This is a genomic window from Jannaschia sp. S6380, from assembly GCF_023015695.1.
Taxonomy (GTDB): domain Bacteria; phylum Pseudomonadota; class Alphaproteobacteria; order Rhodobacterales; family Rhodobacteraceae; genus Jannaschia.
In genome coordinates, this window is the sequence record NZ_JALKAS010000001.1 from 2171748 (window position 1) to 2192747 (window position 21000).

Genomic DNA, 21000 nt, shown 5'->3' on the forward strand with positions numbered 1-21000 from the left:
CCCTTCTACCCGGTCAGGCGCGGACGGGAAGGGGCAGCCCTTCCAGCGCGGTCTCGAAGGCGCGGCGCAGGGCCTCGGGCTCGATCCCGGTATCGGCGCAGAGCTTGGCATGCACCTCCTCGGAGAAGGTCCAGAGCCCGGCGGCGATGCCGTCGCGGTGCCCCAGCATCTCGGGCGACCAGCCCAACCGGCGATAGACGCGCACCATGGGCCGGTCGAACACGCCCAGCGACTGGCGCACGCCGATGGCGAGCCCCAGTTCGGATGCCGCGAGGAGCAGCATCTGCGCCACCCGGCCCGACGCGTTGGGCGACAGGCAGAAGCGCGTGCATTCCCAGACGTCCGGGCTGCTGATCGGGCGGTGGTCGACGAGATGCGGGAAGATCTCGGCCAGCATGGTCCGGCCGGTGGTAGGCAGGAACCGCATCGAGCCGGCGTGATGGCCCTTCTCGTCCTCGACCACGACATAAAGCGGGTCGAGAACGTCGTACTGGTCGGTCTCCCAACCCATGTCGTCCACGGTGACGTCCCACCCCATCCGGTCCCGGAACTGCGTTGCGCGATCTCGGAACATTTCCGCTGCCAGTTCGGCATGCTGTTCCATCTGTGAGCCGTAAAAGTAGCGGATCATTGGTCTCTCTCCTGTCAACAGTGACAGGATTGAGTCTGCGCGTTGAAGTTTAGGAAAGGTTAACGTGGCAAAAATTGGGCAAAAACCACGTGATTCCGCCGATATACGGCTGGATTTCCGGTCCGATCAGGGAATTTGTCGCCCCTTCGGGGACTGATTCGTTTACCTTTGGGGCGCATTTGCGGCGGCGCGACGCGGTGTGCAACCCGCGCCGCGTCCGCCTGATCGTCGGTCCCGCCCGGGGATCAGTCGGCCTTGCCGGCCTCCAGCACATCCTCCAGCGTCCGCAGGCCCGTCACGGGCGCCTGGACCAGCACCGCCATGTTGCCCGGCTTGTGCTGGTTGCGGCGCATCTTCATATGCGCCTCCGGCAGGTCGTCCCAGGCGAAGCATTCGGACATGCAGGGGTCGAGCCGCCGTTCCACCATCAGGTTGTTGGCCGCGCTCGCTTGCTTGAGATGCGCGAAATGGCTGCCCTGGAGCCGCTTCTGGTGCATCCACATGTAGCGGACGTCGAAAGTCAGGTTGTAGCCGGTCGTCCCGGCGCAGATCACGACCATGCCGCCCTTCTTGCACACGAAGGTCGAGACGGGGAACGTCGCCTCGCCCGGATGCTCGAACACCATGTCGACATTGTTGCCCTTGCCGGTGATGTCCCAGATGGCCTTGCCGAACTTGCGCGTCTCGGCGAACCAGGTGGCGTATTCGGGCGTGCCCACGGTCGGCAACTGCCCCCAGCAGTCGAAATCGTTGCGGTTGATGACGCCCTTGGCGCCCAGACCCATCACGAAGTCGCGCTTGCTCTCGTCGCTGATGACGCCGATCGCGTTGGCACCGGCGGTATTGATGAGTTGGATTGCGTAGGAGCCGAGGCCCCCCGACGCGCCCCAGACGAGGACGTTCTGGCCGGGCTTCAGGTCGTGCGGCTCGTGCCCGAACAGCATGCGGTAGGCCGTGGCCAGCGTCAGGGTGTAGCAGGCCGACTCTTCCCAGGTCAGGTGGCGCGGGCGCGGCATGAGCTGCTGCGACTGGACGCGGGTGAATTGCGCGAAACTGCCGTCGGGCGTCTCGTAACCCCAGATGCGCTGGGTCGGCGAATACATCGGGTCGCCGCCGTTGCATTCCTCGTCGTCGCCGTCGTCCTGGTTGCAGTGGATCACGACCTCATCGCCGACCTTCCACCGCTTCACCTTGTCGCCCACGGCCCAGACGATGCCGGACGCGTCGCTGCCCGCAATGTGATAGGGTGCCTTGTGGCCGTCGAACGGACTGATCGGCACGCCGAGCGAAGCCCAGACGCCGTTGTAGTTCACGCCCGCCGCCATCACGAGAACGAGGACGTCCTGGCTGTCGAGTTCGGGGATCTCGACGACTTCCTGCTGCATGGCGGTGTCGGGCTCGCCATGGCGTTCGCGGCGGATGGCCCAGGCATACATCTGCTTGGGGACATGGCCGAGCGGTGGCATCTCCCCCATCTCGTAAAGGTCTTTGGCCACGGCGTCGTAGGAAAGCGGGCCGGGTTGCGTGTCGAGCGCCATGTCAGTGCCTCCTGAAGCTATGCCGCGTCGCGGAATCGCAACGCTGCGCTGCAACAGCGCTAACATTCGTATCGCAACATTCCAACCCCGGGTCGGGACATTATGAAACTTTATGACCCATCTACAGATCCCGGAAGCGTGTTCGCGTAGAAGGCAAAGACGTCTTCCCACCCCTCCTCCGGCGTGATCGCGCCCCCGTCGAGGCGCAGCGCCCGGCGTACTTCCAGCATGCGGAGCGCGACCAGCGCGGTCTCCCGCGCCTCGCGGTTGGCGTGGTGGACGACGTGGCCGGCGGCGCGCCAGGCATCCGCGTGCGCGTCCAGATGGGCGGCGACTGCGCTCACGTCGCGGGCCCCGGCATGCAGCGCCTCGCAGACCAGCGCCATCGGCAGGACGGGCAGGACCTCGGCGATGCGGTCCATCAACTCCTGCCCGAGCGCGGCGGCCGGATCGGTCGCGCCCTGCCAGCGGAAACGGTGCAGCGACAGCGGCCGCCCGAAGGCCACGGCGGCATAGCCGAACCGGCTGAACCGTCCGGTCACGCGCAACTGGATGTGGCGCCAGAGATAGCGAACCACCATCCACCAACGCAGCCGGAACGCGCCTGCCCCATCCGTCCCGGCGGCGATCAGGACGCGGTCCTCCAGCACACGCTCGTAATTCACGGCCACCGGCACGAAGATCACGTCGCGCGCCTCCTCGATGTCGTGATCGGCCAGGATGTAGCTGAGGATGCCGAGCTTCGGCGGTTGCAGCGCCCCGTCACGCGACAGCCGACCCTCGGGGAAGACCGCCTGCGTCACGCCGTTCCGCGTGGCGATCTGGACGTAGCGCGCCAGGATCCGACGATAAAGCGGGTTGAGGTCGCGCCGTCGCACGAAATAGCCCCCCATCGCCCGGATCAGCGAACCCAACGGCCACCGGCGCGCCCATTCGCCCACCGCATAGGCCAGCGCCGTGTGCCGCGCCGCCAGCCAGGTAACGAGGACGTAATCCATGTTGCTGCGGTGGTTGAGCACGAAGATTACCGTTGCGTCCCCGGGCAGGTCCTCGGTCGCCTCGGCCTCGCCCGTGACGCGCACGCGGTAGAGGCTGCGCGACAGCCAGCGCGCCAGCCGCGTGGCGACGCCGAAATAGAGCTGCGCCGAGAAGCCGGGCACGATCTCACGGGCATAGCGCCTGGCGGTCTCGAAGGCGACGGCCTCGGGGATGCCGGTCTCGCGCGCGTGGTCGAGAATGGCCTGCGCGACCTGTGGATCATGGGTCAGCCGGTTGATGGTGTCGGTCCGGCGGGCCAGTTTGAACGGCTGGATCGGGCGCTTGAGGCGGGCGTTCAGGCGCGTGACGAGACGTTCGGCGCGGCGGCGGAAGAACCAGCGGACCGAGGGGAACAGGAAATGCGACGCAAAGGTCACCGCCGCGAAGGCGAGGAGGAGCAGAAGCGCCCAGAGCGGTATCTCGACAGTGCGGAACACGCCGCGATCAGGTCCCGCCGACCGATGGATGCGCGTTGGTCTTCGTCACGCGGGGCGGGGTGATCGAGCATCCATGGATCACCTATAACACCGTATCGGCGCGGTCATACAGCCACCCTTGCCGCATCGCAGCGAATTGACGGGGCTGGACATGTCCTATATTTCCGCCTGAGGGAAACAATATTGCGCAAAGGCTCACCGTGATGCAGAAGGATCGGCCCTGGCTTTTCCGGACTTACGCGGGTCATTCGACGGCCGCGAAATCCAACGCGCTTTACCGGGCGAACCTGGACCGCGGGCAGACCGGCCTGTCGGTGGCCTTCGACCTGCCCACGCAGACCGGATACGACAGCGACCACGTTCTGGCCCGGGGCGAGGTCGGCAAGGTCGGTGTGCCGGTGGCGCATCTGGGCGACATGCGCACGCTCTTCGCGGATATCCCGCTGGAGAAGATGAACACGTCGATGACGATTAACGCGACGGCGCCGTGGTTGCTCGCGCTCTATATCGCGGTGGCCGAGGAGCAGGGCGCGGACGTCGCGGCCCTTCAGGGGACGGTGCAGAACGATCTGGTGAAGGAATACCTGTCGCGGGGCACCTATGTCCTGCCGCCTGGACCGTCGATGAAGCTGATTTCGGATGTCGCGGCCTATTGCTATTCCGAGGTGCCGAAATGGAATCCGATGAATGTCTGTTCCTATCACCTGCAGGAGGCCGGCGCGACGCCGGAGCAAGAACTGGCCTTCGCGCTCGCGACTGCGACGGCGGTTCTCGATACGCTCCGCGACCGCGTCCCGGCTGAGGATTTTCCCCGACTGGTCGGCCGTATCTCGTTCTTCGTGAATGCCGGAATCCGTTTCGTCACCGAAATGTGCAAGATGCGCGCCTTCGTGGAATTGTGGGACGAGATCTGCCGCGAGAGATACGGTGTCGAGGATCCGAAATACCGGCGGTTCCGCTATGGCGTTCAGGTCAATTCCCTGGGCCTGACCGAACAGCAGCCCGAAAACAACGTCTACCGCATTCTGCTGGAAATGCTGGCCGTCACCCTGTCGAAGAACGCGCGCGCCCGCGCCGTGCAATTGCCCGCATGGAACGAGGCCCTGGGCCTGCCGCGACCCTGGGACCAACAATGGTCGCTGCGCATGCAGCAGGTGCTGGCCTATGAAACGGATCTTCTGGAATACGGCGACCTGTTCGACGGATCGCCGGTCGTCGCCGCCAGGGTCGAGGCGCTGAAGGACGGGGCGCGGCAGGAACTGGCGACGCTGGACGCGATGGGGGGTGCGGTGGCCGCGATCGGCTACATGAAGGGGCGGCTGGTGGAGTCGAACGCCGAACGGCTCGCCCGGATCGAGACCGGCGAGACGACCGTCGTCGGCGTGAACGCCTGGACCAATGGCGAGCCGTCGCCGCTTGTGGGCGAGGATGGCGGCATCATGACCGTGGACCCCACCGTCGAAGCCGAGCAGATCGCCCGGCTGGAGGCCTGGCGCGCCGGTCGCGATGCCGATGCCGTCGAAGGCGCGCTGGACGCGCTGACCCGCGCTGCCCGTGCCGGGGAGAACATCATGCAGCCCTCGATCGCGGCCGCGAAGGCCGGCGTGACGACCGGCGAATGGGCCGGCGTGATGCGCGCGGTTCATGGGGAATATCGTGGTCCGACCGGGGTTTCGGACGCGCCCTCGAACCGCACCGACGGATTGGAGGCACTGCGCGCGGCGGTCGATGCCGTGTCGGACCGCTTGGGGCGACGGCTCTCGTTCCTGATGGGCAAGCCCGGGCTGGACGGACATTCCAACGGCGCCGAGCAGATCGCCGTGCGCGCGCGCGATTGCGGAATGACGATCCGGTACGAGGGCATCCGCCTGACGCCGGAGGCCATCGTCGCCGCGGCCGCCGAGACGGGCGCGCATGTCGTGGGCCTGTCCATCCTGTCGGGCAGCCACATTCCGCTGGTCAAGGATCTGGTGACGCGGATGCGCACTGGCGGGCTGGGGCATGTCCCGCTGATCGTCGGCGGCATCATCCCCGAGGAGGACGCCGCGCGGCTGCGGGCCATGGGTGTGGCCGCCGTCTATACGCCCAAGGACTTCGAGTTGAATGCCATTATGGCCGATATCATCGAACTCGCCGATCCCGATCGGATGGCGGCGGAATGAACGTTCTTGATTTCTGGATGATTCCATTCATAAGACAGGGTGGGGAAATCCAGAAACCGGGAAACTTGGAATGGCGAAATACGAAAAGATGACACGCGATGAACTCGAGAAAGAGCGGAACGAGACCGAGGCCCGCCTGCAGGAGATCGCGCGTGCGCAATCGGAATATGACGGCCGCCGTCTGAAGGAATTGCGCGCCGAAATCGATGCGATGCTCGCCAAGGAAGGCTATTCCTTCGACGACCTGGCGGGCGGAAAGTCCGGCAAGCGCAATACGGGCGGGCGCGCCAAGGCCCCGGCGAAGTATCGCCACCCCGAGAATGGGTCGATCACCTGGTCGGGACGCGGGCGTCAGCCCGGCTGGTACAAGGAAGCCCTGGCCGGCGGCGCCAAGCCCGAGGACATGGCGGTCTAGACCTTTCATCGGATTAGACGGAAAAGGGGGCGATCACGCCCCTTTTTTCATTTCCGGAGCCGTCCATGACCCCCCATATCCGCGCCGAAAAGGGCCAGATTGCCGAAACCGTCCTGCTGCCCGGCGATCCGCTGCGCGCGAAATGGGCGGCCGAGACGTTCCTCGAGGCACCGGAACTGGTGAACGACGTGCGCGGGATGCTGGGGTTCACCGGCACCTGGCGCGGCAACCGGGTGACGATCCACGGGTCGGGCATGGGGATGCCGTCGCTGTCGATCTATGCCAACGAGATGATCGCGCAATACGGGGCGAAGACCCTGATCCGGATCGGGTCCTGCGGCGCGATGCAGGAGCATGTCGGCATCCGCGACGTGATCCTGGCCATGACGGCGACGTCGATCTCGACCCCCTCGCGCGGGATATTGCGGGACCTGAACTTCGCGCCCTGCGCCGATTGGGACCTTCTGTCGGCGGCGCATCGCGCGGCCGAAGGCAAGGGGTCGAAGGTGCATGTGGGCGGGATCTATTCGTCGGACGTGTTCTACGACGAGCGGCCGGACCTGAACGAGCAGCTCACGCGTCATGGCGTCCTCGGCGTCGAGATGGAGGCGGCGGAACTTTATATCCTCGCCGCCCGCCACAAATGCCGCGCGCTGGCCGTCCTTACCGTCAGCGATCACCTGCTGACGCATGAGGCGCTGCCGGCGTCGGACCGTCAGTCGTCCTTCGGCGACATGGTCGAGATCGCGCTGGAGGCGGCCTTCGCCTGAGACGGCTGCGGGCGGCGGCGAAACCCCCGCCCCGGGCCGTCGGGGCCGTACCAATCCTCGTTCCGGGTCAGGATGATGGTCAGGGTCAGCGCCGCGAAGGCCAGCGTCGCCCCGGCCAGCAAAGCCAGGTCGGTCGAGCGCAGGATCAGGTAGAGCACAGCGTAGAGCACGACCAGCAACGCCCCCAGCACCCAGGTCCGCGTCCCCAGCTTCAGCCCGATCCATCCGAACAGCGTCAGCAGGCCGATCGTGGCCGCCGCCGATCCGACATAGGCGGGCGTGAAACCGACCTGTTCGGCATAGCCGACCATCAGCAGGATGAAGACCGACTGCGCCAAGCCGATCAGGATGTACTGCACCGGATGCGTCGGCCGGTCCTTCCGATCGAGCAGCAGGACCGTCAGGAATGTCAACGCGATGAACAGGATGCCGTAACGCGCAGCCCGCCAGGCCTTCTGGTAGAAGTCGTTGACCTGCACGAACGCGGTGCCGAAGGCCGAGTTGGCGTCCACGAGGCCGTCGCCGCGCGACACCTGCGGCAAGGTCCGCGCCAGATGCGGGACCGACCAACGGGCAGCGAACCCCTCGGGCCCGACCTCGTGCGCGTCCGGCAGGAACGCCCCGGTGAACCCCGGATCGGGCCAATCTCCCGACATGGTGACATCATTGTCCCGGCCCACGGGCACGACGAGGATCTCCTGCGCGCCGTTCAGCTGTAGCGCGATGGTGAAGTCGGCCGTGCCGGTCAGCGCACCGGTCGCCCCCTGGATGCCGCCCGCGCCGGCATCGCCATAGGGTTCGAGCTCGAGCGCGCCGTCCGGGCCGGCCACCCGCGCCTCGCCGCGCAGGCCGGCATTGCCCGTCAGACCCAGACGCAGAACGGCCGCCGCGGGCAGCAGACGCTCCCCCGATCGCAGCGCATCCTCGACGCGCGACAGGTCGAACCGCATCTCGATATCGATATCGGCGGAATAGACCGGAACCTCGAATATGCCGCGCCGACGTATATCCGTCCGCGTGTCCGCCCCGAGGCGCAGCATGTCGGGCAGCAGCAGGACAGACGAGACGCGCCCCCGTTCGCGCAGGGTGACGGTCTCCACCGTGATCTCGCCCGTCGCCGGATCGGTCCTCTGCCGTCGCTCCTGCCGCGTGACGTCGCCCTCGACGGGAATTACCAGATAGGGTCCGGTCAGTGTCTGCGGCCCGCCCCATTCGCGTCCGACACTCAGCCGGGTCTGTTCGGCATGGAAGTTCCGCTCCTGCACGATGCTGCCCGCGAAGAAGAGCGGGACGAACATCAGCAACGTCAGCAGACCGACGACAAGAAACCGGAACCCGGCAGACCGCATGAACACACCCCCCCGCTTTGGACGGAAGGGTGCCAGTTTCGCAGGCGATCTCCTAGAGGTGACGCAGGGTCAGATGACGACGCAGTCCAGCGGCGGGAAGCCGTTGAACCCGACCGAGGAATAGGTCGAGGTGTAGGCCCCGCAATTGCGGATCACGATCTTGTCGCCGGCCCGCAGCGAAAGCGGCAGCTGGATCGGGCGCTTCTCGTAGAGCACGTCGGCGCTGTCGCAGGACGGGCCGGCCAGAACGCAGGCGCCCGTCTCCTCGCCGTCGCGCGGCGTGCCGATCTGATAGCGGATCGCCTCGCCCTCGGTCTCGGCCAGGCCCGAGAAGCGGCCGATGTCGAGATAGACCCACCGGTGCAGGTCCAGCTCCGACTTGCGCGACACCAGCAGCACCTCGGCGGCGATGGCCCCGCATTCGGCGACCAGGCCACGGCCCGGTTCGGCCATAATCTGCGGCACGTCGCCGAAACGGTCGGCGATCAGGTCCATCACCGATGCGGCATAGACCGTCGGATGCTGGATCGCCTCGCCGTAGTAGGCCGGGAAGCCACCGCCGATGTTCAGAAGCTGCAGGTCGAAGCCCGCGTCCCGGGCGCGGTGCCAGATCGCAGCCACCTGATCCAGCGTGCCGGTCCACATCCGCGCCTCGCGGGTCTGGCTGCCGACGTGGAAGGACAGGCCATGCGGGACGAGGCCAAGTTCGCGGGTCAGCGACAGCAGGTTCAGCACTTTGTCGCTGGCGCAACCGAACTTGCGCGACAGCGGCCAGTCGGCCTCGGGGTTGTCGACGATTACGCGGATATAGACGCGCGCACCCGGCGCGTTCTCGGCGATCTTGACCAGCTCCTCCTCGGCATCGGCGGCGAAGAGGGTCACGCCGGCCTGATGCGCGAAACGGATATCGGACGCCTTCTTGATGGTGTTGCCGAAGGAGACCTGATCGACGTCCGCACCCTGGCCCAGCACCAACTCGATCTCGCCGCGCGAAGCCGCGTCGAAGCCGGAGCCGAGCCGGACCAGGCGCTCGATGATGGCAGGATGCGGGTTCGCCTTGACGGCATAGTGGACATGCGCGCGGCCCAGACCGGACGACAGGGCACGGAACTGACGCTCGACCGCGTCGACGTCGATCACCAACGTCGGATGGGCGAAGTCGTGGTTCGCGATATAGGACTCGACGCGGGACGGCGTGACGAATTCCGGACGGCCGAGGCCGGTTACTGCGTTCATGGGTCATCTCCGATCAGACCCGGCCATACCGGATGTCCCGGCGAAGACCGCTCAGTTCCAAGGGAGACGTTACCGTCGCTACGTAACCGTGCGTGAGCCGTGCCAGAGGCGCGTGCGTTGGCGTCTATGCGCGGCCACATGGGGCCAATCGACGAGTCGGTCAAGATGGAATCTTGCGAAATCGCCGCCGATCGGATGCGTCAGGGAACTTCGACGGCTCCCGCCCGGTTGTCGAGACGATAGCCAAGAACGGAGATAGCCGATGTCCCTGCCCCTCAAGATGCTCACCGCCCTGCCCCTGATCGCCCTCACGGCCGGTTGCGTGGCCGGCGGCAACGACCGCGTCGACACCCTCAGCGAGATCGAGGCCACGACGGATGACGACATCGACGGCGACGGCACCGTCCCGCAGGGCGGCGTCGAGGTCGCGGCCTCCGACTGACGCCTTCGGCACTCAGAGCTGCCGCTCGACCATCATCTTCTTGATGTTCTGGATCGCGCGCGCCGGGTTCAGGCCCTTGGGGCAGGTCTTGGCGCAGTTCATGATCGTGTGGCAGCGATAGAGCTTGAATGGATCCTCCAGATCGTCCAGCCGCTCGCCTGTCGCCTCGTCACGCGAATCGATGATCCACCGATAGGCATGCAGCAGCGCCGCGGGGCCGAGGTAGCGGTCGCCGTTCCACCAATAGCTCGGGCAGGCGGTCGAGCAGGACGCGCACATGATGCATTCGTAGAGGCCGTCGAGCTTTTCGCGATCGGCGATCGACTGGCGCCATTCCTTGGCCGGCGTGTTCGACTTCGTTTCGAGCCAGGGCATGACGCTGGCATGCTGCGCATAGAAATGCGTCAGGTCCGGTATCAGGTCCTTGATGACCGGCATGTGCGGCAGCGGGTAGATCTTCACGTCGCCGCGAACCTCGTCGATGCCCCAGGTGCAGGCCAGCGTGTTCACCCCGTCGATGTTCATCGCGCAAGATCCGCAGATCCCCTCGCGGCAGGAGCGGCGGAAGGTCAGCGTCGGGTCGATCTCGTTCTTGATCTTGATGAGACCGTCCAGGATCATCGGGCCGCAGGTGTCGAGGTCGACCCAGTAGGTGTCGAGCCGCGGGTTCTTTCCGTCTTCGGGGTTCCAGCGGTAGATCTGGAACTTGCGCAGGTTATTCGCCCCCTCCGGTTTGGGCCAGGTCTTGCCCACGGTGATCTTGGAGTTCTTCGGCAGGGTGAATTGAACCATGGGGTCCTCCTAGAGGGTGTTCAGCAGCACCGGCAGACCTGTCGTCGCGATGCAGTCTATGGTGGCGGGACGGCCGGCGATGTCCAGCACGATCCGGGTGGCGGCATCGGATGCGCCGCCGGCGGACGTGGCGAGGGTCACGATCTCGGACGCGGTGGCGTTGTCGATGATGCAGTTCGTCGCGGGCTCCAGCGGGACACCGGGGAACCGCTGCGCGATGATGGGGTTCACCGCCGCCTTTGCCGCGCCGCGCGCGACCTCGTCGGCCAACGGCGTGTTGCACGCGGCAAGCGCCAGGGTAAGGGCCAGGGGTTCAGGCCGCATCGCGGATCTCCTTCAGCCAGGCGGTCGGGTGGCTCTCATAACCCAACGATACCAGCGCATCGCCGTGGCGTTCGGCATAGGCCCGCGCCACGGAACGCGGCAGCAGCCGACGCCATTGCGACGGGGCGCCATCCGTGACGTGTCCTCTCCGTGCGGGGTCGTCCGCCTTCGCCAAGCCGCCGAACAGGGCATTGCGCCAGAAGGCGCGCGCGCCCTCCTCAACCTCGGGCTCGGTCAGGCCGAGGTCGCGCAGATGTTCCCGGAAGGTCCGGCCGTCGGTATCGGCGATCAGCGTCTCGTAACGCGCCTCGATCGTGTTCGGCCGGTCGTAGGGCCAAGCCAGCATCTCGGCCAGGGTGCCGGCATGCTTGCCGGACATCTCGAACATCAGGCGTTCCTCGGGACCGTCCAGCGCCCGCAGATGCTGTTGATATGTCCGGCCGTCCAGATCGTCGCGGGGTTCGTGCAGGAATGCCTCCTCCGCCCGCGTGGTGGTCAGATGGTACCGCATGCCCGACAGAAGCACGTCGCGTGGATCGCGGATCAGGTGCAGGAAGCGCGCGTCGGGGCGGTCGTGCAGCGCCGGCTGGAAGGCCGAGGACCAGCTGACCAGGAAGGCCCGGTCGCGGTCGGGCACGAGGTGCAGGCCCGACCTGGCGAAGGCCGGGTAAAGGGCCACGCCGATCACGTCGGCCAATTGCCGGAACACGGCGCGCATCCACAGCGTGCCGGTCTTGTGATGCGTCCCGATGCAGAAGATACGCGGCGCGATCAATTCCATGTCAGCGACTCGCCCGGTCGGAGGTGCAGGCGAGGAGTCCGGCGATCTCGGCCTCGCTCATGGGGGCATCGGGGTCGGCGGCCACGTCCGGCCTGCCGATCGATGCGAGGCAGGAGGCGAGCCCCGGCGTGACCCCTTCACCGGCGACCAAGGCGCGCCCGCCGGGCTGGCAGCCCGTCAGGAGGACGAGCGAGAGGCATGTCGCCACCGCCTTCATCGGCGCGAGTCCCCGAGCGATATTCCGAAGGTGGTGGGCGCCGGGCGACCCGCGGTCCGCCGCGCGATGCAATCGGCCAGGAAATCCTCGGGCGCCTGCGGGTTCAGAACGCGGTTCGTGATCGTGATGTTGCCGGTCGCAACCGGACCGTCATTCGAAACGCCCGCCCCGACATTGCCCGAGATGCCGTCGGCCTGCCGCACCTCGGCCTGGCAGGCGCGCGCGGCCCGGTCGGGCGTCATCGGCGAGGGGTCGCAGGCCGCCAACAGCGGCAGGAGGGCGAGCCGGCGGATCATCGCGGCAGCGCCTCACACGCGTCGAGCCGGCGCAGATCGGCCGCGGACCGGCTGACGATGGTCCCGTCCCGAACGGTCACGCCCTGGTCGCGCGCGCAATCCAGATAGGCCGCGCGGCGCGCCTCGGGCCCCGCGGGCACGCAGGTCGCCAGCGCCGCGAGCGTCGCGGCACCGCCGGCCCATCGCAGGATCGCACGGCCCCCGATCATCAGTAGACGCGCGCCTTCGGTGCGATCTTCTTGAGGTCGATGCCGCCGTCGTTATGGCTGGTCAGCGGGTTCATGTGCACGCCGCGATAACCCAGATCGGCCGTCATCGCATCGCCCTTGAACCAGGTCAGCGAATGCTTGCGCCAGTTCTCGTCATCACGGTCGGGGAAGTCCTCATGCGCATGCGCGCCGCGGCTTTCCCTGCGGGCCTCGGCGGCGACGACGGTGGCGACGGCGTTCGGCATAAGGTTCGCCAGCTCCAGCGTCTCCATCAGGTCGGAGTTCCAGATCAGCGTGTTGTCGGTCACCTGCAGGTCGTCGAGCTTGCCGGCGATCCCCTCCATCTTCTCCTTGCCCTGGGCCAGCGTCTCGGAGGTGCGGAAGACGGCGGCGTCGTCTTGCATCGTCTTCTGCATCTCGAGGCGCAGCTCCGCCGTGGCGACCTGGCCGCGCGCATGGCGCAGCCCGTCGAACCGGGCGAGCGCCATCTCGACGGAGCGCATGTTGGGGCTGGGCACGGCGGCGTCGGGATCCACGATCTCGCCCGCGCGGATGGCCGCGGCGCGACCGAACACCACGAGGTCGATCAGCGAGTTGGAGCCGAGGCGGTTGGCCCCGTGCACCGATGCGCAACCCGCCTCGCCCACGGCCATCAGGCCCGGCGCCACGTGGTCGTCGTCGCCGGGCTTCGGCGCCAACACCTCGCCCCAGTAATTCGTCGGGATGCCGCCCATGTTGTAATGCACCGTCGGCAGGACGGGCACCGGCTCCTTCGTGACGTCGACGCCCGAAAAGATACGCGCGCTCTCGGAGATGCCAGGCAGGCGCAGGGCCAGCGTCTCGGGCGGCAAGTGGCTGAGATTGAGGTGGATGTGGTCGCCGTCCTTGCCGACGCCGCGGCCTTCGCGGATCTCCATCGTCATGCAGCGGCTGACGACGTCGCGGCTGGCCAGGTCCTTGTAGGTGGGGGCGTAGCGTTCCATGAACCGCTCGCCCTCGGAATTGGTCAAGTAGCCGCCCTCGCCCCGCGCGCCTTCGGTGATCAGGCAGCCGGCGCCGTAGATGCCGGTCGGGTGGAACTGCACGAATTCCATGTCCTGCAGCGGCAGGCCCGCGCGGGCCACCATGCCGTTGCCGTCGCCGGTGCAGGTATGGGCGGACGTGGCCGAGAAGTAGGCGCGGCCGTAGCCACCCGTCGCCAGCACCGTCATCTTGGCGCTGAACAGGTGCAGCGTGCCGTCGTCGAGCTTCCAGCAAAGCACGCCCTGACACACGCCGTCTTCGGACATGATGAGGTCGATGGCGAAGTATTCGATGAAGAACTGGGCTTGCTGCTTCAGCGACTGGCCGTAGAGCGTGTGCAGGATCGCATGGCCGGTGCGATCGGCTGCGGCACAGGTGCGCTGTACCGGCGGGCCCTCGCCGAACTCGGTCGTGTGGCCGCCGAAGGGGCGTTGATAGATCTTGCCCTCCTCGGTCCGGCTGAACGGCACGCCGTAATGTTCGAGTTCGTAGACCGCCTTGGGTGCCTCGCGGGCGAGGTATTCCATCGCATCCGTATCGCCCAGCCAGTCCGAACCCTTGACGGTGTCGTACATATGCCATTGCCAGCTGTCGGGGCCCATGTTCCCCAGGCTGGCGGCGATGCCGCCCTGTGCGGCGACCGTGTGCGAGCGGGTCGGAAACACCTTCGTCACGCAGGCCGTGCGCAACCCCTGTTCGGCCATTCCGAGGGTCGCGCGCAGGCCTGCCCCGCCGGCGCCGACCACGACGACGTCGTATTCGTGAGTCTCGTATTCATAGGCAGCCATAGCGGTTCTCCGAAGCTTACAGGGCCAGGCGGGCGAGCGCGTAGAGACAGGCGGCCGCCGCGGCGTAGCTGATGATATGCGTGACGACGATCAGGACCTTGCGGGTCATCCCGCGCGAATAGTCGGTGATCAGGACATGGACGCCCTTGGCGAAGTGCCACCAGCCGACGGCCAGCGTCAGCGCGGCCACGATCGCCGGGAAGGGCCGGGAGTAATAGGCCACGACCTCGGGCCAGGGCTCGCCCAGGGCGGCGCCGAAGGTAAACACAAAAAGCGGGACGAGGATGACCAGCGCCACCGAGGAGATCGTCACCCGCCAGTGCTGCGCGGTGCCGGTATGGGCCGAGCCGTAGAGGTCGACACGCTTACGGTCGGTCAGGAAAGTCTGTGCGGCGGATTTCATCTGTCGCCCCCTACAGCAGGATGACGGTCAGGACCGTCAGCAGGATCGAGCCGCCGATGCAGGCCCAGCCGAGCTTTTCGGCCGTTCCGATGTCGAGGCCGTGGCCGGTGTCCCAGATCAGGTGCCGGATGCCGGCCAGCGTGTGATACCACAACGCCCAGATCGAGCCGAGGAACACCAGCTTGCCGAACCAGGAGGTCAGCACCGCATCTGCGGTCGCGAACGCGTCGGGCCCGGCGGCGGCGGCCACGAACCACCACGTCACCATCAGGCCCGCCACCACCAGCGCGTTGCCGGAGATCCGCGTCAGGATCGAGGTGATGGAGGTGAGCTGCGGTCGATAGACCTGCAGATGCGGGCTGAGGGGGCGGTCCCCCCGGTTCACGTCGGCCATGCGGCGTCCTTCTTCTCTCGGCGTTCCGGAAGGGTTCTAGCGGTTTTGACGGCGGTGTCACGGGGTCGCGGGGTCGCAGCGCGCCGCCTCCCCTACCTTCGCAGGACCCGCCACGGCGTGTCGCGCCCCGTGCCCTCGCAAGGGCCGGCGCGGGGCGCACCGCGTGCGGGATCGCGGAACCCATGGGAAAATCACGGGTTCACCTCATCGAAGGACCGCACGAACGTCCTCGCCACGCGAGATCCGGAGAACACGATGATCGACCACGTAAGACATGACAGCCGCCAGGAGGCCGTCGCCCATGCCCGCGACCTGACCCATGACGGGATCGAACGGCTCTACGACAGTCGCGGGCGTGCCTCCTGGGGGGCGATCCTTGCCGGGACGGTCGTCGCGCTCGGCGTGTTCGTCCTGCTCAGCCTCGTGGGAATCGGCCTGGGCCTGTCCATCTTCGAGGCCGACGAGGCCACGCCGATGAACGGCAGCCTGACCACCACCGCCATCTGGCAGTTCCTGAGCCAGTTGATCGCGCTGGGCGCTGGGGGCTTCACGGCCGGACGCCTGGCCGGCGTGCTGCATTCCACCGGGACGATGCTGCACGGCGCGACCGTCTGGGCGCTGACGACGCTGGCCGCGGTCTGGCTGGCCACGCAAGCCACGATGGGCATCGTCAACGTCGCGGGCTCGGCGGTGACGTCGCTGGCAAGCGGGACGGCATCGGCGGCGCGCGCGGCGATCCCCGACGACTTCTCGCTGCCGGATCTGTCGCTCGGCTCCATCTCGCTCGACGATCTGCCCGAGGGCGTGCAGCAGACCCTACGCGAGAACGGCATCACGCCCGAGAACTTCCGCGCCGAGGCGCGCGAGGCGTTCCGCGCCGTCATCTCGCAGCAGGAGCAGGCCCGCATCCGCCGTCAGGCGAGTTCGACCGCACAGGACATCCTGTCCAATCCGACCGATGCCATGCAGGAGGCGGACCAGTTCGTCGAACAGGTGTTCGGCCGCGGCGGCGTGCTGGGCGAGGAAGACCGGGCCGAGGCCATCGCGGTGATGGAGGACCGGTTCGGGCTGAGCGCCGCGCAGGCCGAGGAATACGTCACCTATGTCCAGACCCGCGCCGAGGAGCTGCAACAGGAGGCCGCGGCCGCGATCGACGAGGCGCAGCAGGCCGCCGTGGACGCCGCGGATGCGGCCGCCGACGCCGTCGCGACCGCCGCCTGGCTGGCCGCGCTGGCCTCGCTGATCGGGCTGGGCGCCGCCGTGGCCGGGGCCGCCGCCGGACGTCCCGCCCGGGCCTGACCGGGCATCGCCACATCGGTCCGGGCGGTCCCGTCCCGCCCGGACACGAAATCTTCACCCGGTCCGTCGAAAGGAATCCCGCATGTCGAAATCACACGATCAGATCTGGGAGGAGTGGGGCGACCTGGTCAACATGGCCCCGAAGGAGCTGGAGGACTGGCTCGAGACCGAGGAGAGCAAGTCGGTCGGCGCGGATTCCGGCGACGGCGAGTCGAAGGGTCACAAGTCCGGCGAGCGCATCATCGAGATCAAGCGCACCAACAAGGACGACCTGAGCGACGATGACTGGGACCACATGGCGAAGGTCGTGGGCTACATCAAGCGCCACAAGGCGCAGGGCGGCCCGGATGACGACATGGAACATTCGGACTGGCGCTATTCGCTGATGAACTGGGGCCACGACCCCAAGAAGGACTGACGCTCAGCGACGCGCGCGGGCGCCCCGCATCAGGGCGTCGACCATCTCGTCGCAGATCACCATGCGGTCGTCGTAGTGGTAGTAGAAGGCGTTGTCCTCGCCACAGGCCTCGACCGTCAACGGGGTCCGACGCGGCAGGGCAATCATTCGGTTGAGGCGGTCGATATCCGGCGCCAACAGGTGCAGCGCCTTGCCGGCGCCCCGGACACGCAGCGTGGCCGAATCGGCCTCACTCGGCTTCAATCGTTCCAGGACCGGCGCCCAGGCCCGCCGCAGGCTGCGCGCGCTCGCCGCGCAGGTCCGTGCCACGAACGGGGGCATGCCGAGGGCGCGGGCCAGATCGCCCCGATGGGCCGGGGCCAGCCCGTACCACAGGCAGATCGCCCGGGCCGTGCGTTGCGCACCGGGCATGTACTCGGCCCAGGGGTCGAAGATCTCGGCCGCCGCCTCGTCGCGCCCCAGGAGCGTCACGTCGCGGATGATCCGGTCCATCTCCGCGTCGGAATGAAGCCGATCGGCCAAGAGCAGTGCGAACCCGTCCGCCGCCGTCTCCTCGGTGCTCATCAAGGGAACATCCGCCTGATCGATCACCGCGTGCCCCATTTCGTGATAGAGGGTCATGCGCAGGTTGTTCAACACGAACTCCGCCGCCGCCGGCGAGGCGGCGAGACAGGCGATGAGCAGGGTCGCGAGGCGAAGCATGCCCCATCTGACCCGGTGCGGGCAGGGCTGGCAAGGCCGCCCGGCGGCGGGTCACCCGGGCATCAGCACCCAGTAGTCGAGGTCCAGCAGGACGTCCGGCAGATAGGCACCGGCGTCATCACGCAGCGCGAAGGCCGCGCCCCGGGTCGCAACCGTGCGCAGCCGCAGCGCCCCGATCCCGTCGCGGAGCCGGGCCACGTCCAGCACCTCGGACCAGGCGCGCACGGTGTCGCCGGCAAAACACGGGTTGGCATGCGCGCCGGCATTTATCGCCGCGACGAACTGCGCGTTGGCCAGCCCGTTGAACGACAGCGCGCGCGCCAGGCTGATGATGTGACCGCCATAGATCAGGCGGCGGCCGTCGGCGCGATGGGTGGCGTCGAAATGCACCTTGGCCGTGTTCTGCCACAGACGGGTGGCCAGCATGTGCTCGGCCTCCTCGACGGTGACGGCGTCGACGTGGTCGATACGCTCGCCGATGGCATAGTCCGACACCCGGTGCGGCTCGCCGGCCAATGTGAAATCGTAGCCGTCGAAATCCAGGCCCTCGGGCACGCAGAGCGCATCGGCGGGCACGGCATCGCCGAGACCGGGGATCACCGTTTCGGGCGCGGGGGCGTCGATGTCCCGCTTGCGGACCATGACCCAGCGGACATAGCTCAGCACCGGGTCGCCCGTCTGGTTCAGCCCGGTCGTGCGCACCCAGACGACGCCCGATCTGCCGTTGGAGTTCTGCTTCAGCCCGATCACCTCGGACTCGGCGCGCAGCGTGTCGCCCGGCCAGACCGACCGCAGGAAACGCCCCTCGGCATAGCCCAGATTGGCCACCGCGTTCAGCGAGATGTCCGGAACGGTCTTGCCGAACACGGTGTGGAACACCGCGAGGTCGTCCATCGGGCTGCCGTCCAGCCCGCAATCCAACGCGAAGGCGTCCGAGGACTGCACTGCGAACCGCTGCGGATAGAGCGCGGCATAGAGCGCGCGCTCCCCCTCGGCGATGGTGCGCGGCACGGCATGGCGGATCGTCTCGCCCAGGCGGTAGTCCTCGAAGAAGCGGCCGGGGTTCGTCTTGCTCACTGTGCGCCCAGCTTCATGTCGGGGGCGTAGTCGGCATCGACATCCTTGGTCACGGCCTGCGCGCAACGCATCACGCCCGCCGCATGGTCCCAGGCATAGGCGGGCGAGCCATGCAGGACCCAACCCCTGGCCAGCGCCTCCGACACCTTGTGGCAGAAGGCGGACGTGTCCTCGGCGGTCAGCAGACGATAGAGCGTGGTCATCGGTTCCTCCGGTTCGGGTGTCAGATGCCGGCCGGCGACGGCCCGATCCAGCCATGGATCAGGAACACGACGACGAACAGCGCGACCGACGCGACGACGGCCGTGATCTCCTTGCGGATCGGCGGCGGATGGGCCGGGGTCCAGGCGGGCTGGACCCGGTTCAGCACCACGATCTCGGCCATGGCCCAGACCAGCAGGCCGCCGAACAGCAGGATCGACGCGACATCGCCGTTTGCCAACAGATGGGCCGCGGCCCAGACGATCACGGCGGTCAACTGCGGATGGCGAACCACCCGCGTCACCCGCGTCTTGGCACCACTGGCCGCGAACAGGTAGAACGCCCCCAGCACCGCCAGGTTGTTGACCGGATAGACCCAGGCCCCGAACGCCCAGACCGGGTCGTAGGGTGCCCATCGGTATCCGAAGATCATCACCAGGATCGACAGCAGCAGCAGACCCGTTACCAACCCCTTGCCCGCATCGCCCATCCGGGCGCGGATGTCGGGGGCCGCGCGCTTGAAGAAATGTGCGCCCGACCAGAGCGCGATGCCCAGCACGATCAGCAGATATCCCATCTCAGCCCTCCAGCGCCGCGATCGCGTCCATCCTTGCCAGCACCCGGCGGGCGCTGTCCACATGCAGGTTCTCGACGATGCGCCCGTCCAGCACGGCGACGCCCTGCCCTTCGGCCACCGCGGCGTCGTATGCGGCGATGCGGCGGCGGGCCAGGTCGACTTCCTCGGGGGTGGGGGCGAACACGGCGTTCGCGATTTCGACCTGTGCGGGGTGGATCAGGGTCTTGCCGTCCATCCCCAGGTCGCGGCCCTGCTCGCATTCCGCGCGCAAACCGTCCGCATCCTTAAAGGCGTTGAACACCCCGTCGATGCAGGGGATGCCGGCCGCCCGCGCCGCCAGCAGGCAGGTCTGCAGCGCCGTCATCAGCGGCAGCCGGTCGGCGCGGTCGCGGCAGCCGAGGTCCTTGGCCAGATCGTTCGTGCCCAGCACCAGTCCGCCCGTTCCCGGGGCGTGTGCGATGCGCGCGGCGTCGAGGATGCCCTGCGGCGTCTCCATCATCGCCCAGATCTGCGTGTTGTCCGACACGGCGCTCGCGGCGGCGGCGATGTCGTCGGGCCCGTTCACCTTGGGCAGCAGGATCGCGTCGGGCGCCAGCGGCGCGATGGCCGCCAGATCATCCGCGCCCCAGGTCGTGTCGGCACCGTTGATCCGCACGATGCGGAAGCGCGGTCCGTACTCGGCATGTCGCAGGGTCTCGGCCAGCGTCTCGCGGGCCTCTGCCTTCTCGTCGGGCGCGACCGCGTCTTCCAGGTCGAAGATGATCGCATCCACCGGAAGGGTCGCCGCCTTCGCCAGCGCGCGCGGCTTGGAGCCGGGGATATAGAGGACGGATCGAAAGGGGCGGTCGGCGGAATGCATCGGGGTCCTCCAGTCTGGCCGCTTGCAAGCATGCCGCGCAACGGATGGCAAGCGGAACGGCGGATGACGCATCTATGTTGCGGCGGCACCTGCTGCGATGCGGCAGGGGGGCCGGGCAGCGTTAACCAATTCTTCGGATTTCGACGTCAGGAGGTTCCGAGAAATTCCAACCACCGGAGGACCGTGTCCTTGACCCCGAACTCGATCCGCTTCGCCACGCTTGCCGCGATTGCCGGGGCCTGCCTCGTCACGCTTCCGGCAGTTGCCGGGGCCGATGACGCCTGCGGGCCGCGCGGGGGCATCGTCGAGCGTCTCGCCCGCCAGTTCGGAGAGACGCGCCGGGGCACGCGCCCGCGTGGCGATGGACAGATGGTGGAGCTCTTCGCCTCCGACGCCACGGGAACCTGGACGATGGCCGTGACCGCGTCCGATGGCCGGATGTGTCTTCTGGCCTCGGGCCGCGCCTGGGACGCGTCGTTGGCCGATGCGGCCGGGTCGGTCGAGGTTCGGACCTGAGGGCCGACGCCGCATCGAACCGCCTGCCGACGCCATCCCCGCCTGCCCCTTGCGCCCGGCCCTGCGCCCGCGATACCCCCGGCGAGGACAACCGACGGACATATCG

General features: G+C 67.6%; 26 protein-coding genes. 7 read left to right on the forward strand and 19 right to left on the reverse strand.

Annotation, left to right across the window (positions count from 1 at the left end; all coding sequences use genetic code 11):
• Nucleotides 1-13: 13 nt before the first annotated feature.
• From MWU52_RS11250 to MWU52_RS11260, 3 genes are all read right to left on the reverse strand, one after another.
• Nucleotides 14-631, reverse strand: coding sequence for an acyl-homoserine-lactone synthase (locus MWU52_RS11250; protein WP_246952060.1), 618 nt, complete (start codon nucleotides 629-631; stop codon nucleotides 14-16).
• Nucleotides 632-876: 245 nt separating this feature from the next.
• Nucleotides 877-2169 (reverse strand): crotonyl-CoA carboxylase/reductase, encoded by a 1293-nt coding sequence (ccrA, locus tag MWU52_RS11255; RefSeq protein ID WP_246952062.1) that lies wholly within the window; start codon nucleotides 2167-2169, stop codon nucleotides 877-879.
• Nucleotides 2170-2279: 110 nt separating this feature from the next.
• Nucleotides 2280-3644 carry a 1-acyl-sn-glycerol-3-phosphate acyltransferase gene (locus MWU52_RS11260; protein WP_246952063.1) on the reverse strand — a complete coding sequence of 455 codons (1365 nt, stop codon included), beginning with the start codon at nucleotides 3642-3644 and terminating at the stop codon, nucleotides 2280-2282.
• 203 nt (nucleotides 3645-3847) lie between these two features.
• Here MWU52_RS11260 and MWU52_RS11265 point away from each other — a divergent pair, with 203 nt between their 5' ends.
• The 3 genes from MWU52_RS11265 (at nucleotide 3848) to deoD (ending at nucleotide 6991) form a co-directional block, all read left to right on the forward strand.
• A complete protein-coding gene (locus MWU52_RS11265; RefSeq protein ID WP_246952065.1) occupies nucleotides 3848-5806 on the forward strand; it encodes a protein meaA in 1959 nt (652 codons plus the stop codon).
• Between the two features lie 88 nt (nucleotides 5807-5894).
• The gene (locus tag MWU52_RS11270) at nucleotides 5895-6221 is read left to right on the forward strand and encodes an H-NS histone family protein (RefSeq protein ID WP_246952067.1); all 327 of its coding nucleotides are present in this window, start codon (nucleotides 5895-5897) and stop codon (nucleotides 6219-6221) included.
• A 65-nt stretch (nucleotides 6222-6286) separates the two neighbouring features.
• Nucleotides 6287-6991, forward strand: a complete 705-nt coding sequence (gene deoD, locus MWU52_RS11275; protein ID WP_246952069.1) for a purine-nucleoside phosphorylase — start codon at nucleotides 6287-6289, stop codon at nucleotides 6989-6991.
• Here the strand turns inward: deoD and creD are convergent.
• On the reverse strand, nucleotides 6937-8340 hold the full coding sequence (creD, locus tag MWU52_RS11280) for a cell envelope integrity protein CreD (RefSeq protein WP_246952071.1): 1404 nt from the start codon (nucleotides 8338-8340) through the stop codon (nucleotides 6937-6939). The two genes, deoD and creD, sit on opposite strands and share 55 nt — an antisense overlap.
• 69 nt (nucleotides 8341-8409) lie before the next feature.
• Nucleotides 8410-9576, reverse strand: coding sequence for a type III PLP-dependent enzyme (locus tag MWU52_RS11285; protein ID WP_246952073.1), 1167 nt, complete (start codon nucleotides 9574-9576; stop codon nucleotides 8410-8412).
• 262 nt (nucleotides 9577-9838) lie between these two features.
• On the opposite strand from MWU52_RS11285, the gene MWU52_RS11290 reads away from it, so the two are divergent.
• Nucleotides 9839-10018 (forward strand): hypothetical protein, encoded by a 180-nt coding sequence (locus MWU52_RS11290; RefSeq protein ID WP_246952074.1) that lies wholly within the window; start codon nucleotides 9839-9841, stop codon nucleotides 10016-10018.
• A 12-nt stretch (nucleotides 10019-10030) separates the two neighbouring features.
• On the opposite strand, the gene MWU52_RS11295 is transcribed toward MWU52_RS11290, so the two are convergent.
• From MWU52_RS11295 to sdhC, 9 genes are read right to left on the reverse strand one after another with little or no spacing between them, the layout of a single operon-like run.
• On the reverse strand, nucleotides 10031-10810 hold the full coding sequence (locus tag MWU52_RS11295; RefSeq protein ID WP_246952076.1) for a succinate dehydrogenase iron-sulfur subunit: 780 nt from the start codon (nucleotides 10808-10810) through the stop codon (nucleotides 10031-10033).
• A gap of 9 nt (nucleotides 10811-10819) precedes the next feature.
• Nucleotides 10820-11134: a hypothetical protein gene (locus tag MWU52_RS11300; RefSeq protein WP_246952078.1), complete on the reverse strand. Its 315-nt coding sequence runs from the start codon at nucleotides 11132-11134 to the stop codon at nucleotides 10820-10822.
• Nucleotides 11124-11915 (reverse strand): sulfotransferase domain-containing protein, encoded by a 792-nt coding sequence (locus tag MWU52_RS11305; RefSeq protein ID WP_246952080.1) that lies wholly within the window; start codon nucleotides 11913-11915, stop codon nucleotides 11124-11126. The genes MWU52_RS11300 and MWU52_RS11305 overlap by 11 nt, the downstream gene beginning before the upstream one ends.
• A gap of 1 nt (nucleotide 11916) precedes the next feature.
• Entirely contained in the window at nucleotides 11917-12123 is a 207-nt protein-coding gene (locus MWU52_RS11310; RefSeq protein ID WP_246952082.1) for a hypothetical protein, read from the reverse strand.
• Nucleotides 12124-12128: 5 nt separating this feature from the next.
• Nucleotides 12129-12428: a hypothetical protein gene (locus tag MWU52_RS11315; RefSeq protein ID WP_246952084.1), complete on the reverse strand. Its 300-nt coding sequence runs from the start codon at nucleotides 12426-12428 to the stop codon at nucleotides 12129-12131.
• On the reverse strand, nucleotides 12425-12637 hold the full coding sequence (locus tag MWU52_RS11320) for a hypothetical protein (RefSeq protein WP_246952085.1): 213 nt from the start codon (nucleotides 12635-12637) through the stop codon (nucleotides 12425-12427). Before MWU52_RS11320 ends, MWU52_RS11315 begins: the two co-directional genes overlap by 4 nt.
• The gene (sdhA, locus tag MWU52_RS11325) at nucleotides 12637-14448 is read right to left on the reverse strand and encodes a succinate dehydrogenase flavoprotein subunit (RefSeq protein ID WP_246952087.1); all 1812 of its coding nucleotides are present in this window, start codon (nucleotides 14446-14448) and stop codon (nucleotides 12637-12639) included. The genes MWU52_RS11320 and sdhA overlap by 1 nt, the downstream gene beginning before the upstream one ends.
• A gap of 16 nt (nucleotides 14449-14464) precedes the next feature.
• Nucleotides 14465-14851 (reverse strand): succinate dehydrogenase, hydrophobic membrane anchor protein, encoded by a 387-nt coding sequence (locus tag MWU52_RS11330; protein ID WP_246952090.1) that lies wholly within the window; start codon nucleotides 14849-14851, stop codon nucleotides 14465-14467.
• 10 nt (nucleotides 14852-14861) lie between these two features.
• Nucleotides 14862-15245, reverse strand: a complete 384-nt coding sequence (gene sdhC, locus MWU52_RS11335; protein ID WP_246952092.1) for a succinate dehydrogenase, cytochrome b556 subunit — start codon at nucleotides 15243-15245, stop codon at nucleotides 14862-14864.
• Between the two features lie 255 nt (nucleotides 15246-15500).
• Between sdhC and MWU52_RS11340 the strand changes: the two genes are divergently transcribed.
• Together MWU52_RS11340 and MWU52_RS11345 are read left to right on the forward strand one after the other, a co-directional pair.
• Nucleotides 15501-16544: a hypothetical protein gene (locus MWU52_RS11340; protein ID WP_246952094.1), complete on the forward strand. Its 1044-nt coding sequence runs from the start codon at nucleotides 15501-15503 to the stop codon at nucleotides 16542-16544.
• 82 nt (nucleotides 16545-16626) lie between these two features.
• The gene (locus MWU52_RS11345) at nucleotides 16627-16962 is read left to right on the forward strand and encodes a DUF3140 domain-containing protein (RefSeq protein ID WP_246952096.1); all 336 of its coding nucleotides are present in this window, start codon (nucleotides 16627-16629) and stop codon (nucleotides 16960-16962) included.
• A 3-nt stretch (nucleotides 16963-16965) separates the two neighbouring features.
• On the opposite strand, the gene MWU52_RS11350 is transcribed toward MWU52_RS11345, so the two are convergent.
• From MWU52_RS11350 to MWU52_RS11370, 5 genes are read right to left on the reverse strand one after another with little or no spacing between them, the layout of a single operon-like run.
• The gene (locus MWU52_RS11350) at nucleotides 16966-17664 is read right to left on the reverse strand and encodes a DUF4344 domain-containing metallopeptidase (protein ID WP_246952097.1); all 699 of its coding nucleotides are present in this window, start codon (nucleotides 17662-17664) and stop codon (nucleotides 16966-16968) included.
• Between the two features lie 51 nt (nucleotides 17665-17715).
• Entirely contained in the window at nucleotides 17716-18741 is a 1026-nt protein-coding gene (locus MWU52_RS11355) for a MaoC family dehydratase (RefSeq protein WP_246952099.1), read from the reverse strand.
• Nucleotides 18738-18944: a DUF1737 domain-containing protein gene (locus tag MWU52_RS11360; protein WP_246952101.1), complete on the reverse strand. Its 207-nt coding sequence runs from the start codon at nucleotides 18942-18944 to the stop codon at nucleotides 18738-18740. The genes MWU52_RS11355 and MWU52_RS11360 overlap by 4 nt, the downstream gene beginning before the upstream one ends.
• A gap of 20 nt (nucleotides 18945-18964) precedes the next feature.
• Nucleotides 18965-19519 carry an NnrU family protein gene (locus MWU52_RS11365; RefSeq protein ID WP_246952103.1) on the reverse strand — a complete coding sequence of 185 codons (555 nt, stop codon included), beginning with the start codon at nucleotides 19517-19519 and terminating at the stop codon, nucleotides 18965-18967.
• Between the two features lies 1 nt (nucleotide 19520).
• Entirely contained in the window at nucleotides 19521-20378 is an 858-nt protein-coding gene (locus MWU52_RS11370; protein ID WP_246952104.1) for a CoA ester lyase, read from the reverse strand.
• A gap of 183 nt (nucleotides 20379-20561) precedes the next feature.
• On the opposite strand from MWU52_RS11370, the gene MWU52_RS11375 reads away from it, so the two are divergent.
• The gene (locus MWU52_RS11375; RefSeq protein WP_246952106.1) at nucleotides 20562-20894 is read left to right on the forward strand and encodes a hypothetical protein; all 333 of its coding nucleotides are present in this window, start codon (nucleotides 20562-20564) and stop codon (nucleotides 20892-20894) included.
• The last annotated feature ends 106 nt before the right edge of the window (nucleotides 20895-21000 follow it).

What these genes read in the sequence shown, in the direction of transcription:
- MWU52_RS11270 (WP_246952067.1), top strand. Translation starts at nt 5,895, where the DNA reads ATGACACGCGATGAACTCGAGAAAGAGCGGAACGAGACCGAGGCCCGC.
- deoD (WP_246952069.1), top strand. Translation starts at nt 6,287, where the DNA reads ATGACCCCCCATATCCGCGCCGAAAAGGGCCAGATTGCCGAAACCGTC.
- MWU52_RS11340 (WP_246952094.1), top strand. Translation starts at nt 15,501, where the DNA reads ATGATCGACCACGTAAGACATGACAGCCGCCAGGAGGCCGTCGCCCAT.
- sdhC (WP_246952092.1), bottom strand. Translation starts at nt 15,245, where the DNA reads ATGGCCGACGTGAACCGGGGGGACCGCCCCCTCAGCCCGCATCTGCAG.
- MWU52_RS11360 (WP_246952101.1), bottom strand. Translation starts at nt 18,944, where the DNA reads ATGACCACGCTCTATCGTCTGCTGACCGCCGAGGACACGTCCGCCTTC.
- ccrA (WP_246952062.1), bottom strand. Translation starts at nt 2,169, where the DNA reads ATGGCGCTCGACACGCAACCCGGCCCGCTTTCCTACGACGCCGTGGCC.
- MWU52_RS11295 (WP_246952076.1), bottom strand. Translation starts at nt 10,810, where the DNA reads ATGGTTCAATTCACCCTGCCGAAGAACTCCAAGATCACCGTGGGCAAG.
- MWU52_RS11250 (WP_246952060.1), bottom strand. Translation starts at nt 631, where the DNA reads ATGATCCGCTACTTTTACGGCTCACAGATGGAACAGCATGCCGAACTG.
- MWU52_RS11305 (WP_246952080.1), bottom strand. Translation starts at nt 11,915, where the DNA reads ATGGAATTGATCGCGCCGCGTATCTTCTGCATCGGGACGCATCACAAG.
- MWU52_RS11265 (WP_246952065.1), top strand. Translation starts at nt 3,848, where the DNA reads ATGCAGAAGGATCGGCCCTGGCTTTTCCGGACTTACGCGGGTCATTCG.
- MWU52_RS11315 (WP_246952084.1), bottom strand. Translation starts at nt 12,428, where the DNA reads ATGATCCGCCGGCTCGCCCTCCTGCCGCTGTTGGCGGCCTGCGACCCC.
- MWU52_RS11345 (WP_246952096.1), top strand. Translation starts at nt 16,627, where the DNA reads ATGTCGAAATCACACGATCAGATCTGGGAGGAGTGGGGCGACCTGGTC.
- MWU52_RS11300 (WP_246952078.1), bottom strand. Translation starts at nt 11,134, where the DNA reads ATGCGGCCTGAACCCCTGGCCCTTACCCTGGCGCTTGCCGCGTGCAAC.
- creD (WP_246952071.1), bottom strand. Translation starts at nt 8,340, where the DNA reads ATGCGGTCTGCCGGGTTCCGGTTTCTTGTCGTCGGTCTGCTGACGTTG.
- MWU52_RS11290 (WP_246952074.1), top strand. Translation starts at nt 9,839, where the DNA reads ATGTCCCTGCCCCTCAAGATGCTCACCGCCCTGCCCCTGATCGCCCTC.
- MWU52_RS11365 (WP_246952103.1), bottom strand. Translation starts at nt 19,519, where the DNA reads ATGGGATATCTGCTGATCGTGCTGGGCATCGCGCTCTGGTCGGGCGCA.
- MWU52_RS11350 (WP_246952097.1), bottom strand. Translation starts at nt 17,664, where the DNA reads ATGCTTCGCCTCGCGACCCTGCTCATCGCCTGTCTCGCCGCCTCGCCG.
- MWU52_RS11370 (WP_246952104.1), bottom strand. Translation starts at nt 20,378, where the DNA reads ATGCATTCCGCCGACCGCCCCTTTCGATCCGTCCTCTATATCCCCGGC.
- sdhA (WP_246952087.1), bottom strand. Translation starts at nt 14,448, where the DNA reads ATGGCTGCCTATGAATACGAGACTCACGAATACGACGTCGTCGTGGTC.
- MWU52_RS11330 (WP_246952090.1), bottom strand. Translation starts at nt 14,851, where the DNA reads ATGAAATCCGCCGCACAGACTTTCCTGACCGACCGTAAGCGTGTCGAC.
- MWU52_RS11320 (WP_246952085.1), bottom strand. Translation starts at nt 12,637, where the DNA reads ATGATCGGGGGCCGTGCGATCCTGCGATGGGCCGGCGGTGCCGCGACG.
- MWU52_RS11285 (WP_246952073.1), bottom strand. Translation starts at nt 9,576, where the DNA reads ATGAACGCAGTAACCGGCCTCGGCCGTCCGGAATTCGTCACGCCGTCC.